11 protein-coding genes and 1 tRNA gene are annotated in these 12,990 nt (G+C 63.8%); 5 read left to right on the top strand and 7 right to left on the bottom strand.

From position 1 onward, the window contains the following. Window positions 1-6: 6 nt before the first annotated feature. The 3 genes from pabB to YQ44_RS26245 all read right to left on the bottom strand — a co-directional run bounded on the left by pabB (window position 7) and on the right by YQ44_RS26245 (window position 3,286). Window positions 7-1,851: an aminodeoxychorismate synthase component I gene (gene pabB / locus YQ44_RS26255; RefSeq protein WP_071325877.1), complete on the bottom strand. Its 1,845-nt coding sequence runs from the start codon at window positions 1,849-1,851 to the stop codon at window positions 7-9. A 21-nt stretch (window positions 1,852-1,872) separates the two neighbouring features. After that, window positions 1,873-2,448: a nucleoid occlusion factor SlmA gene (slmA, locus tag YQ44_RS26250; protein WP_071325876.1), complete on the bottom strand. Its 576-nt coding sequence runs from the start codon at window positions 2,446-2,448 to the stop codon at window positions 1,873-1,875. Between the two features lie 103 nt (window positions 2,449-2,551). Further along, window positions 2,552-3,286: a pyrimidine 5'-nucleotidase gene (locus YQ44_RS26245; protein WP_083412056.1), complete on the bottom strand. Its 735-nt coding sequence runs from the start codon at window positions 3,284-3,286 to the stop codon at window positions 2,552-2,554. 84 nt (window positions 3,287-3,370) lie between these two features. Here YQ44_RS26245 and YQ44_RS26240 point away from each other — a divergent pair, with 84 nt between their 5' ends. Next, window positions 3,371-4,240, top strand: a complete 870-nt coding sequence (locus YQ44_RS26240; RefSeq protein ID WP_232251002.1) for a TraB/GumN family protein — start codon at window positions 3,371-3,373, stop codon at window positions 4,238-4,240. Between the two features lie 607 nt (window positions 4,241-4,847). On the opposite strand, the gene YQ44_RS26235 is transcribed toward YQ44_RS26240, so the two are convergent. Next, window positions 4,848-4,922: transfer RNA gene (locus YQ44_RS26235), tRNA-Thr, on the bottom strand. A gap of 65 nt (window positions 4,923-4,987) precedes the next feature. Then, window positions 4,988-5,881: an acetylglutamate kinase gene (argB, locus tag YQ44_RS26230; protein WP_010393729.1), complete on the bottom strand. Its 894-nt coding sequence runs from the start codon at window positions 5,879-5,881 to the stop codon at window positions 4,988-4,990. A gap of 192 nt (window positions 5,882-6,073) precedes the next feature. Between argB and YQ44_RS28500 the strand changes: the two genes are divergently transcribed. The 3 genes from YQ44_RS28500 (at window position 6,074) to YQ44_RS26220 (ending at window position 10,643) form a co-directional block, all read left to right on the top strand. After that, a complete protein-coding gene (locus tag YQ44_RS28500; protein ID WP_335589248.1) occupies window positions 6,074-6,316 on the top strand; it encodes a cysteine-rich CWC family protein in 243 nt (80 codons plus the stop codon). A 96-nt stretch (window positions 6,317-6,412) separates the two neighbouring features. Further along, window positions 6,413-9,460 carry a response regulator gene (locus YQ44_RS26225; protein ID WP_071325873.1) on the top strand — a complete coding sequence of 1,016 codons (3,048 nt, stop codon included), beginning with the start codon at window positions 6,413-6,415 and terminating at the stop codon, window positions 9,458-9,460. Between the two features lie 31 nt (window positions 9,461-9,491). After that, entirely contained in the window at window positions 9,492-10,643 is a 1,152-nt protein-coding gene (locus YQ44_RS26220) for a response regulator (protein ID WP_071325872.1), read from the top strand. A gap of 120 nt (window positions 10,644-10,763) precedes the next feature. Here the strand turns inward: YQ44_RS26220 and YQ44_RS26215 are convergent, their stop codons facing one another. Continuing rightward, window positions 10,764-12,014 carry an extracellular catalytic domain type 1 short-chain-length polyhydroxyalkanoate depolymerase gene (locus tag YQ44_RS26215; protein ID WP_232251001.1) on the bottom strand — a complete coding sequence of 417 codons (1,251 nt, stop codon included), beginning with the start codon at window positions 12,012-12,014 and terminating at the stop codon, window positions 10,764-10,766. 54 nt (window positions 12,015-12,068) lie between these two features. Next, window positions 12,069-12,482: a CopG family transcriptional regulator gene (locus YQ44_RS26210; RefSeq protein ID WP_046681879.1), complete on the bottom strand. Its 414-nt coding sequence runs from the start codon at window positions 12,480-12,482 to the stop codon at window positions 12,069-12,071. A 278-nt stretch (window positions 12,483-12,760) separates the two neighbouring features. Between YQ44_RS26210 and YQ44_RS26205 the strand changes: the two genes are divergently transcribed. Beyond that, window positions 12,761-12,988: a DUF1289 domain-containing protein gene (locus YQ44_RS26205; protein ID WP_442905872.1), complete on the top strand. Its 228-nt coding sequence runs from the start codon at window positions 12,761-12,763 to the stop codon at window positions 12,986-12,988. Window positions 12,989-12,990 lie beyond the last annotated feature (2 nt).

Below are 12,990 nucleotides of genomic sequence, written 5' to 3'. Positions count from 1 at the left end.
CAGGTTTCAGGAGGAGGCTGTAAGTTGCGCCGGCAGCGCGCCGCGCAGTGCATTGCAGACGACGATGGCCTCGGCCTTTGCCAGCATGGCGCGCGTGATGATGGTTTCCTGCGCATCCCAGGCCGGATCGGCCAGCATGGCGGCGCGCTGCACGCCGGGCAACAGGCCACAGGCTAGCGGCGGCGTGTGCCAGCGGCCGTCCAGCCGGACGAAGACATTGCTGCGCCCGCCCTCGGTCAGCTCGCCGCGCTCGTTAAAGAACAGCATGTCGAAGCCGCCTTGTGCCTCGGCAGCGCGCCAGGCGGCGTCGTAGCGCGTGCGTACGCTGCTCTTGTGGCGCAGGAACAGGTCGTCTGCCACGGTGGCGTCCGGCGCCAGCATGATCTTCACCGTGTCCGGCAAGGCGGCGAGGGCACCGCTTTGCACCGTGAACTGGCCATCCTGGCGCAGCGCCAGGCGCAGGCGGAACGGCGCGTCGTCGCTGCGTTCGGCGCAGGCGGCCTGCAGCGCGGCGTGGGCGGCGCCGTCATCCCAGATAAAACCGAAGTAGGCGGCGGAGGCGGCCAGGCGCGCCAGGTGGCGCTCGGGCTGGCGGCAGCCATGGTCGCGGCTGGCGTACAGGGTTTCAAACAGCTCGAAGTCGTTCGCCAGCCCCGTCAGGAAGCGCGCCTTGAGCTGGCATTCCGCGTATTCGTCCGCGGCATCGCTGTCGAGCACGATGCCGGCGCCGACGCCCATCTCACCGCGCCGCATGCCGCCGGCGCCGGGCGGCTGCAGGGCCAGCGTGCGGATCGGCACGGACATGCAGAAGTCGCCCACGGCGTGGCTGGTGCCGGCGAGCGGGGGATCGAACCAGCCGATGGCGCCCGTGTAGACGCCGCGCGGCGCCGGTTCCAGTTCGGCGATGATTTCCATGGTGCGTCGCTTGGGGGCGCCCGTGATCGAGCCGCACGGGTACAGGGCCAGGAAGATGTCGCTGAGGGTGGCGTCGTCGCGCAGGCGCGCCTGCACGGTGGAGGTCATCTGCAGCACGCTGCTGTAGCGCGTCACCTCGAACAGGGCGGGCACCTTGACGGAGCCGGTGGCGGCGATGCGGCCGATGTCGTTGCGCAGCAGGTCGACGATCATCAGGTTTTCCGCGCGGTTTTTCGGGTCCCGTGCCAGGGCGGCGGCGCGGCGCGCATTTTCTTCCCCCTGTTCTGCGGGGGCGGCCGGCGCCGTGCCTTTCATGGGGCGCGCCATCAGCTCGCCCTGCGCATGGCGCACGAACAGTTCGGGCGACAGCGACAGCAGGGCGCCGCCATCGGGCAGCATCACCAGCGCGCCATACGGCACGGGCTGGCGCGCGCGCAGCCGCGCATACAGGGCCAGCGGCGAGCCGAAGGCGTCGAAGCGCAGGCGGTAGGTGTAGTTGACCTGGTAGGTGTCGCCGGCCACGATGTAGTCGTGGATGCGATCCAGCGCGCGCGTGAATTCGGCCTGGTCGATATTCGCGCGGATGCCGGCCACGCCAGCCGGCGTGTCGGAGGCCGGCGCGTGATCCGCCAGCCACTGCGCCACGGCGTCCTGCGACAGCTGCCGGCAGTGCTCGAAGACGAGCACCTGCGCCAGCGGCGGCGCGTCGAGGCTGGCCGCGCGCGGCGGCATGGCCAGCAAGTGCGCGCCCAGTTCGTAGCTGCACACGCTGACGGCGTATTGGCCGCGATCCAGGGCCGCTTGCAGCCCTTCGAGCAGGGCCGGCCACTGTTCCCCCTCGCTGCATTGCAAGACCGCCGCCAGGCCCGTGTACAGGCGCGAACCGGCGCCAGGGGTGCTGGCGTCGTCGAGCAGGGCGAAACAGTCGGTGGACATGGGGACAGCGACAGCGGTGATTTATCCCAGCAGCATGGCGATTTGCAGCGCCGCTTCCTGGGATGGATTGATCTTGAAGCCGCTTTTCGCATAGCGGTGCCAGCGTCCGATGACGAAGCTGACGATCAGGGTGGCGCGCGCCGCCACTTCGCTTTCCTTGCCATGGCCTTCGGACGCGGCCACGCGCAAGGCCTGCTTGAGCGCCAGTTCCACGCGGTCGTAGAACTGGTTCATGCGCACTTGCAGGCGCTCGTCCTCATTGACCAGGGCGTCGCCGATCAGCACGCGCGTCATGCCCGGGTTGCTGATGGCGAAATTGAGCAGCATGCCGATGATGTCGCGCGTCTGCGTCATGCCGTCGCTGTGCTTTTCCGCGATCTGGTTGATCAGGCCGAAGACGCTCGACTCGATGAATTCGATCAGCCCTTCGAACATTTGCGCCTTGCTGGCGAAATGGCGGTACAGGGCCGCTTCCGACACGGCCAGTCTGGCAGCCAGTGCGGCAGTGGTGATTTTTTCGCCTTTCGGCTGCTCCAGCATTGCGGCGAGGGCCTGAAGAATTTGTAGCCTGCGTTGGCCCGGCGGTGTGCTTGCCATGTTTTCTCTTGTAGTTAAAAAAAATGCTGCCTTGATGGGGAGTACCGAAACCGCCGCTAGCGGTCTGGCGTCCGGCGTCAACCGGAGGCCGAGGCCTTCCCCTTCAACGCAGGCGATGAAGGCGGCGTGCCAAATGCCGGACAGATTTTACTTTGACATCGACGTAAGCGGGGCGATTTAACGCTTTTGGCAACGTCGCCACCCCGATCGGATCGGCCATTTTCAGGTATTGCGTGACCCATGCCGTGCGCAGCCCCAGTCTTTTTGCACCCTTCAGGTTGGCCAGCGTATCTTCCACCAGGATGCAGCGGCCGGGCCGGATTTGATGCTTGCGCATCAGTTTGCGCAGCATCAGGGTCGATGGCTTGGGCCGCAGCTGGCGGTGCACATGCATCGCCTCGATGGCGATATGCTGTGAAAAATGCTGACGCAGGCCCAGGTGGCGCATCACGTCGCTCGAATAGCGCAGCGGCGCGTTGGTGAGTAAAATTTTACGGCCAGGCAGGCGTTTGAGTAAAGCCCCCAGTCCCCGTTCGGCGCGTATCATGGCCCGCAAGTCGCCGAAGGTATGCGTCTCGTGCAGAAAATGCGCGGCCTGCACCTGATGGTGCTTGACCATGCCCAGCAAAGTGGCGCCATAGCGGCGCCAGTAGGCCGCGCGCGCCGCATTGACGACGGCGTCGTCCGCCGGCGTCACGCCATCGCCCAGCACCCGCGCAATATACGTGTTCATATTGGCCGTGATGGTGGGGAAGATGGCGTGCGAGGCATTGTGCAGCGTGTTGTCGAGGTCAAACAGCCAGACCGGCGACGAGCGGTTAAGATGGGACACAGGCACAGGAGTCTTTAAGCAAAGATGAAAAATTCAACAATCAGGAAAACCATGCGACGCCAGATTATAGTGATGTTTTGCGGATTATTCTTGCTGCCGTTGCAGGCGGCCCTTGCCGACGCGACGCCGGTGGTGCAAAACCGGGGCGCCCTGTTCAAGGTGCAGGACGCCGGACATACCCTGTATTTGTTCGGCACCATCCACGTCGGCGCTCCCGATTTTTACCCGCTCGAACCGACGGTGACGCAGGCATTGGAGGGCGCCGGCGCGCTGGCGCTGGAGATCGATCCGGGCGCCGACCCGCGCGCCGCCCTCGGCGCCGTGCTGAAGTACGGCATGGATACGCCGGGCAGCAAGGTGCCGGCCGACTGCCGCCAGACCCTGGCGCCGCGTCTGGCGCCGTTGTTGCAAAAATACGGCATCGCGCCAGAGTCGGTGGCGCCGATGAAGCCGTGGATGCTGGCCAGCATGCTGGCCATCGGTGAATTTTCCACGCTCGGCTACCGCTCCGACCTGGCCGTCGACAATTATCTGTCGCAGCAGGCCAAGGCGCGCAAGATCCCCGTGCTGGAACTCGAATCGATGGAAGGCCAGATGGCGCTGTTCGGCGCGATGACGCCAGCCGACCAGTGCCGCTTCCTGGAAGACGGCGTGACCTCGATCGAGGAGCAGGAGCAAAGCCAGGAAGCGCGCGAGATCGCCAATGCCTGGCGCACGGCCGATGCGGCCGCGTTCGACAAGCTGGCGGCCAAGGCCGCGCAAGATCCGTCGTTCGCCGCGCAGTTCGTGCAAAAGGTGCTGCTCGACGGCCGCAATCCGGCCCTGGCCGACGGCATCGCCAAGCTGCTGGCGCGCGAAAAGCACAGCCTGGCCGCGATCGGCGTGCTGCATCTGGTCGGGACGAAAAGCGTGCCGGAGCTGCTGCGCCAGCGGGGCCTGAAGGTGGAACGGGTGTATTAAACTAAAGAAGAGATAGTACTCGCTCGGCCGCGCAACAAACGGCGGCAGAGCAGATGGAAAAGTGTTCAGGGCAAGGCGTACTGACGAGGACAGTACGCTAGTACGGCGAGCAAGTACAACGCCGCCATGGGCATTTTTAACGCTGGGGAGATGACGGCAGAGCAGATGGAAAAGTGTTCAGGGCAAGGCGTCGAGCCGAAGACAGTACGCTAGTACGGCGGGGAAGTACAACGTCGCCATGGGCATTTTTAACGATGGGGAGATGACGGCAGAGCAGATGGAAAAGTGTTCAGGGCAAGGCGTACTGACGAGGAGAGTAAGCATGTACGGCGGGGAAGTACAACGTCGCCATGGGCATTTTTAACGATGGGGAGATGACGGCAGAGCAGATGGAAAAGTGTTCAGGGCAAGGCGTACTGACGAGGAGAGTAAGCATGTACGGCGGGGAAGTACAACGTCGCCATGGGCATTTTTAACGATGGGGAGATGACGGCAGAGCTGATGGAAAAGTGTTCAGGGCAAGGCGTCGAGCCGAAGACAGTACGCATGTACGGCGAGGCGAGACAACGCCGCCATGGACATTTTTTCAGCTGCGGGGAGATATAGTTGGTGCCCTTGACGTGGATCGAACACGTGGCCTCTCCCTTACCAAGGGAGTGCTCTACCACTGAGCTACAAGGGCAAATTAAAAGCGGCGCCAGGTGATCTGCGCCGCCAAACTACTCGCTGTGATGCGTTGCGATTTTTTTAGTGCGAACGGATCATAGTACCAAAAGCCTGCTCGGTCAACACTTCCAGCAATAATGAGTGCTCGATGCGGCCATCGATGATGTGCACCGTGTTCACGCCGGACTTGGCGGCGTCGAGCGCCGACGAGATTTTCGGCAGCATGCCGCCCGAGATCGTGCCGTCGGCGAACATCTCGTCGATTTCGCGCGCCGACAGGTCGGTCACCAGGTTGCCCTGCTTGTCCTGGACGCCGGCGATATTGGTCATCATGATCAGCTTTTCCGCTTTCAGGATTTCCGCGATCTTGCCCGCCACGACATCGGCGTTGATGTTGTAGGCCTGGCCATCCTGGCCGAAGCCGATCGGCGAGATGATGGGAATGAAGGCATCGTCCTGCAGTGCCTTGACGACGGCCGGGTTGATGGCGTCGATCTCGCCGACGAAACCGATGTCGAGGAATTCGCCCGGATGTTCACGGTCAGGCATCTGCATCTTGCGCGCGCGGATCAAGCCGCCGTCCTTGCCTGTCAGTCCCACGGCCTGGCCACCGTAATGGTTGATCAGCATGACGATATCCTGCTGGACTTCGCCGCCCAGCACCCACTCCACCACTTCCATGGTTTCTTCATCGGTGATGCGCATGCCCTGCACGAAGGTGCCTTGCTTGCCGATTTTTTTCAGCGCATTGTCGATTTGCGGGCCGCCGCCGTGGACTACGACGGGATTCATGCCGACCAGCTTGAGCAGGATGACGTCGCGCGCGAAGCCGTGCTTCAGGCGCTCGTCCGTCATGGCATTGCCACCGTACTTGATGACGATGGTTTTGCCATGGAAATTACGGATGTATGGCAGGGCCTCGGCCAGAATCTGCGCCTTGATTTGCGGCGACACCGCCGTCAAGTCGTCATTCATGTCCAGGTTCAAGTTAGCTAGTTGATTCATGGCGAGTCCGGAAAATAGATTTGTGAGATTTTACAGGGAAGAAGAAAATCTTGGAGGCATTATAGGGCGATCTTGTTGTATTTTCCCTGATCATCCTATAGTCTGGCCCGATATGTCCTCCAGCCAGCCCTTTTACGGCCAGTTACATCTGCGTCGCCCAGCATGACAGCGTGTCACACACTTGCCAATTCAAACATAGCCATGAGTCAGTGTACCCTCTGCGGCGCCACTTTCCAGTGTGGCCAGCGCGATCCGAACACCAACACCCCGTGCTGGTGCACGGCCCTGCCACCGGCCGTGCCCGTGCCGGGCAGCGCCGCCGCGGGGTGCTGGTGCCCGTCCTGCCTGCAAGCCCACATTACGGCGCTGGCGCCTCCTGTAAAAGCGGCCGCATCGGCCAAATAAGCGCTTTGGCGTGCAATTGCTTTGCAAAAGACCTTGCATTTTGTAGGGGAATACGGTCAGACTTCGCTTTTTAAGAATTTCTGATAGGAAACTGTCATGCGTTTCAGGGATATCCGGATCGGCGTGCGCATCAATGCGGGCTATGCCATCCTGATCGGGCTGATGCTGGTCGTCATCGTCCTCGCGGGTAGCCGCATCTATGCGATCCGCGCCGAGACCGACGATATCCTGCAGCGCGACTGGGTTGCCGCCAAGGCCACCAGCAAGATCCATGGCCTGGCGCGCGAGGCGGCCACGCGCATTGCCAGCCTGCCGATCCAGCACCAGCTGGCGCTGCGCCAGGCGAACCAGGCGCGCCTGGAGGCGATCCGGCAGGGCATCGACGAGCAGGTGCGCATCCTCGACAGCCTCGATGCGCGCTCCGACGAGCGGCGCCTGCTCGCGCAGATGCACCATGCGCGCACCGACTATTACGCGTCGCTGCAAACGATGTTCGCGCTGGTCGAGCGCGGCGACGATGCGGCCGCGGAGCAGGCCATGCAGACGCAGACCCTGCCCGTGCTGGAAAAGGTGCTGCTGTACGTGGGCCAGCTCGATGACTTGCAGCAGCAGCAGATTCGCGACAGCGCGGCCAGGATACGCAGCGACATCGATACCTCGCTGATGCTGATGGGCGGCATCGGCCTTGCCGCCTTGCTGATCGGCCTGGCCTTTGCCTGGTCGGCGCGCTCGATCACGCGTCCGCTGGGCGAGGCGGTGGCGATCGCCACCCGCGTGGCCAATGGCGACTACAGTTCCGTCATCGAAGTGACGTCGCGCGACGAGACGGGCGAATTGATGCAGGCGCTGAAGAACATGAGCACCAGCCTGGCCGTCGAGCAGGACCTGCGCCATGCCGTGGAGGTGGCCGAGGATGCGACCAAGATGAAATCGGACTTCCTGGCCAATATGTCGCACGAGATCCGCACGCCGATGAACGGCATCATCGGCATGACCCACCTGGCGCTGCAGACCGAGCTCACGCCAACCCAGCGCAACTACCTGGAGAAGGTGGAGTCGGCGTCGAAAAACCTGCTGGCCATCATCGACGACATCCTCGATTTCTCGAAGATCGAGGCGGGCAAGATGGCCTTTGAAAAGGTCGATTTCTTCCTCGAGGACGTGCTGGCGCAGATCGCCGACCTGTCCGTGATGCGGGCCCAGGACAAGGGTCTCGAACTGCTGTTCGACGTCGCCCCCGACGTGCCCAATGCGCTGCAGGGCGATCCCCTGCGCCTGGGCCAGGTGCTGATCAATCTGACCAACAACGCCATCAAATTCACGGACAAGGGCGAGATCGTCGTCAGCATCCGCCTGCGGCAGCTCGAAGAGCACGCGGCCGTGTTGCGCGTCGACGTGCGCGACACGGGCATCGGCCTGACGCCGCCGCAGCGCAGCAAGTTGTTCCAGGCATTTACCCAGGCCGACACTTCCACCACGCGCCACCATGGCGGCACGGGCCTGGGACTGACCATCAGCAAGCGCCTGGTGGAAATGATGGAAGGCGAGATCGACCTGGAAAGCGAAGCGGGCGTGGGCAGCACCTTCTTCTTCACGGCGCGCTTCGGCCTGGCCGCCGTGCCGCGCGACAGCCTGCCGCAACTGCAGCATCAGCAGCGCTTCGAGGGCCTGCGCGTGCTGGTGGTCGACGACAACCCCAGCGCGCGCGAGATCTTCGTCGGCATGCTGACGGCCTTGGGCTTCGAGGCGCGCGCCGTGTACAGCGGCACGCTGGCCATCGGCGCCGTGGCACAGGCGCGCGCCGAAGGGCGGCCGTATGGCTTACTGCTGATGGACTGGAAGATGCCGGGCATGAACGGCCTCGATACTCTGGCCGGCATCCGTGCCGACGCCGCCGGCATCGATGCGACGCCGGCTTGCATCATGGTCACGGCATTTCACCGCGAGGCGCTGCTGGAGGCGGCGCAGCAGCGCGAGCTGCCGCTCGACGGCGTCTTGAACAAGCCGGTCAGCGCTTCGACCCTGCTCGACCAGATCTCGTTCGTGTTTGGCGGCGTGACGGGACAGAGCCGCAAGACGCAGCGCCAGAGCAGCTACCGCGACGACGAGCGCGCCCTGCGCGGCGCCTGGCTGCTGCTGGTGGAAGACAATGAGGTGAACCAGGAAGTGGCGCAGCAAATCCTCAGCGACGCCGGCATCCGCGTCGACATCGCCGGCAATGGCGCCATCGCGCTGGCGAAGATCGCGGAAAACCCCTATGACGGCGTGCTGATGGACTGCCAGATGCCGGTGATGGACGGCTACCAGGCCACGCGCAAGCTGCGCCAGGATCCGCGCTATTCGAACTTGCCCGTGATCGCCATGACGGCCAATGCCATGGTGGGCGACAAGGAAAAATGCCTGGACGCCGGCATGAACGACTTCATCGCCAAGCCGATCGACGTGGCCCAGCTGTTCGGTACCCTGGCGCGCTGGATCGCGCCGGCCATGCCGCAGGAAGTCAATGTGGCGGTGGCGCAGGCGGACGCGGAATTGCCCGTGGTCGCCGGCCTGAAAATGGCGGAGGCCATGCGCCGCGTGGGCGGCAATGCCGCTTTGATGCGAAAATTGCTGGACCGCTTCGTGGAAACCCAGTTCGACGCCATGCTGCGCATCGCCGCCGCCATCGAAAACAACCAGCTCGAGACGGCCATCCGCGAAGCACACACGCTGAAAGGCCTGGCGGGCAATATCGGCGCCAGCGGCCTGGCCGACAGCGCGGCGCGGGTCGAGCATTTGCTCAGCCTCGGTTCGCACGACGGCTTGCCGCAGGCGCTGGCCGCCTGCACCCTGGCGCTCGACGAGCTGGTGCCGAAGATCGTGCTGGCCATGCAAGCGCGTGGCGCCGTCGCGGAAGCGGCCGGCGTCGCGGTGACGCAGGTGGACCGGGCGCGCCTGGAGGCCGGCTTGCGCGAGCTGTCGCAGCTGCTGCTGCAGGATGATGCGCAGGCGGTCAAGCATCTCGATGGCATCGGCCCCGTGCTGGTCGCGGCAGGGCAGGCGGAACACGCGCGGCAACTCAAGCGCATGCTGGGACAATACGATTTCGAAGGTGCGCTGGCGCAGCTGGGCGAGGTGGCCGAAGCGCTGGAGCTGACACTGTGACAAGGACAACTATGCAGAGCGAAGGACGGGCATGAGAGCGCCGGCAAGCAAGCCAACCATCCTGGTGGTCGACGACACGCCAGACAATATCGACCTGCTGCGCGCCGTGCTGGAAGACGAGTACCGCACCAAGATCGCCGTCAATGGCGAGCGCGCGCTGAAGATCGCCGCCGGCAGCGACCAGCCCGACCTGATCCTGCTCGACATCATGATGCCGGGCATGAGCGGCTACGACGTGTGCCGCGCGCTGAAGGGCAATCCTGCCACGGCCGGCATTCCCGTGATCTTTGTGACGGCCATGAGCGAAGTGGCCGACGAGCAGCTGGGCCTGGCCCTGGGCGCCGTCGACTACATCACCAAGCCGATTTCGGCGCCCATCGTGCTGGCGCGCATCAAGACGCAGCTGGCGATGAAGCAGATGCAGGATTTTTTGCGCGACCAGAACCAGTACCTGGAGACCGAGGTGGAACGCCGCGTGCAGGAGGTCAAGGCACTGCAGGACGTCACCATCCACGCCATGGCCTCGCTGGCCGAAACGCGCGACAGCGAGACGGGCAACCATATCCGCCGCACCTCGCATTACCTGAAGGCGCTGGCGGAAAAAGTGCGCGACCTGCCGCGCTTCCGGGATTTTTTGACGGACAAGAATATCGAATTGCTGTTCAAGACGGCGCCGCTGCACGACATCGGCAAGGTGGGCATTCCCGACCATATCCTGCTCAAGCCTGGCCGTTTCGAGCCGCATGAAATGGCCATCATGAAGACGCACACCACGCTGGGGCGCGACGCCATCCTGGCGGCCGAGCACGAACTGGGCATCGAGGTCGATTTCCTCAAGTATGCGAAGGAAATCGCCTACAGCCACCATGAAAAATGGGATGGCAGCGGCTATCCGCAGGGGCTGGCCGGCGAGGCCATCCCGATTTCGGCGCGCCTGATGGCGCTGGCCGACGTGTACGACGCGCTGATCAGCCGGCGCATCTACAAGCAGGGCATGGGCCATGCGCAGGCCGTGCAGATCATCGTCGAGGGGCGCGGTTCGCACTTCGACGCCGAGATCGTCGACGCCTTCCTGGAGATCCAGGACCAGTTCATCGCCATCTCCAACCGCTATGCCGACGGCGTGTGCGAGATCGCCGACAAGCAGCGGCAGGTGGCGCCGTTTGCCGAAAAAATCAGCTGACGGTCTTGAAGAAGCGCAGCTGTTTTGCATCCGGCGGCTGGCGTCCGGCCATTGCCGTCGGTATCGCTGCCGCCCGACCTGGCGTGGCCGGCGCCTTGCATGTCATCTCCAGATCAGTGATCAGCTGACGGTCTTGAAGAAGCGCAGCATCTCGCGGCTGGCGTCCGGCCCCTTGCCATCGGTATAGCTGCCGCTGTCGCTGCCGCCGGACCAGGCGTGGCCGGCGCCGTGGATGACCCAGTATTCTCCCAGGGGCGAGCCATCGGCCTGGCTGTGCGTGGTGCGCGTGTAGCGGTGGCCGTTCGGCACGCTGCCATCGGTGGACGCGGCCCTGGCCGCCTTGCCGCCGGCCTGGCTGCGCACGCCCTGGGCGATCAGTTCATCGCCATTGCGCAGGTTGACGGTGGTGTCGCGGTCGCCGTGGAAGACGATGATGGGCACGCCGCCGGCTGGTGCCTGGCGCTTGGGATTGGGCATGGCGCCGCCCTTCATGGCCGCCAGCGCCGACGGCAAGTCCTGCGCCGAGGCGAAGGGCAGGCCGGAATGCACGCCGACGGCGGCAAAGACTTCCGGATACAGGGTGCCGACGATGACGGCCATGGCGCCGCCCGCCGAGAGTCCCGCGATGAACACTTCGCGCTCGTTGACGGGATACTCGTCGATGACCTGCTGCGCGATGCCGGCGATCAGCGATGGTTCGCCCTGGTCGCGCTGCTGGTCGAGTGCATTGAACCAGTTCCAGCAACGCGAGCTGTTGGCGCCCTGCGTCTGTGCCGGGTAGACGACAAAGCACTGTTTTTCCTCGGCCAGCGCGTTCATCTGCGTGCCGGCCGCGAAATCGTCGGGATTTTGCGTGCAGCCGTGCAGCATGACGACCAGCGGCATGGCCTGGCCATGGTAGCTGCTGGGAATATACAGTTTATAGGCGCGCGTGCCCGCATGGTTGCGGTACACGCCATCGATGAATTGCGCGCCGGCCGGCAGATGCGCCGGCGCCGTGCCCGGCGTATTGAAACCGGGCGCTTGAAACGTGGGCATGTCGAAGCTGTGCTGCCCCAGGCCGGCCGGCACGCCCAGGCGCGCCATGAAGTCTTGCGCGAATTCCTGCGCCGCCTGCGCCGGCGTGGGTGGTACGGGAGGCGTCTCCGGCGTGGCGCCAGGCTGCGGCTGCGCAGCCGATGGCGGTGGATTGATATCGCGCATGGGCTGCGGCGGCGCCTGCGTGGCCGCAGCCTGCGGCGCCAGACCGGCCGCGGCCAGCGCCTGCTGGATGGCTTCGGTGGCGGCGGCAGGACCCTTGGCGAGGTTATTGCCCATTAAATTGCGGGTTGCGGCGCGCATGTGCGCGAACATGTCTTGAGCTAGTTTCATGACCATCCTTAACGGTGCCGCGCATCGGCCGGGCCATCGCCGCGAACCAATACGCTAGTGAATTCGCCCTGCAAGCGCCGTCTTGACGACGGTGCTGGCGTGCAGGGCACCTAATACGAAGATCGACTCGATGGTGGCCAGTGCCAATTCCACGGAGACGTCGCTGGCGATGCTGGCCAGTCCCAGCACCTGGATTTGCAGGCGCTGGCCGGCTGCCTGGATCGCTTCCAGGTCGGCGCGCGAATAATGCTGCATGCCCAATACCAGGCTTTTACGGGCGACGGTTTGTCTGACCACGTCGGCGTGTGTGCCCAGCTGATTGCGTATGGCCGTACGGATCAGGTCTGTACGGTTGGAATAAAATCCTTCCTGCACCAGCAGATCGATCTGCCCCAGGTCGATCAAGCCCAGGTTGATCGTGATTTTTTCTGATTCCCCAATTTTGGGCTTGCTGTCTTGCTTGGCCATAAGTCTCCGTGTACTCCATGTGGCATCCAATTGCCATCTACATGGATGGTAGTATAGTTCTGTAACATCTCAAGTCAAGCAGGATTTGCCTGATCCGGAGGCAGGATAGCCGCCGGCAGAGTGAAAACGCGGTGCAAAATAAATGTGCGGACAGTTATTTTTTGATAATATTTTACGCTTAAAAATGTAGCGACAGAAACATTGTCGTGTTGCTTGGCCGCCTCGCCGCGCCGCTTTCGCGGCATAATGAACGCCTACACGTTTACCGATGCCGCTCCATGATGGTCGATACCCCGCCAGCCGTTCCGCTCCCCTTGCCGTCGCCGGTGCCGTCGCCCTGTGTCAGCCTGTGCAAGATGAACCGCAACAGCGGCCTGTGCGAGGGCTGCCTGCGCACGCTCGACGAGATCATCGCCTGGAGCAAGGCCGACGACGACTTCAAGCGCGCCGTGTGGGCCCAGCTGCCGGGCCGTGTATCCTTGCTCGATTTCGAGCCCGACTACTGAGG

The sequence above is a fragment of the Janthinobacterium sp. 1_2014MBL_MicDiv genome (assembly GCF_001865675.1).
GTDB lineage: Bacteria > Pseudomonadota > Gammaproteobacteria > Burkholderiales > Burkholderiaceae_D > Janthinobacterium.
This window is presented reverse-complemented; position numbering and strand designations above follow the sequence as displayed.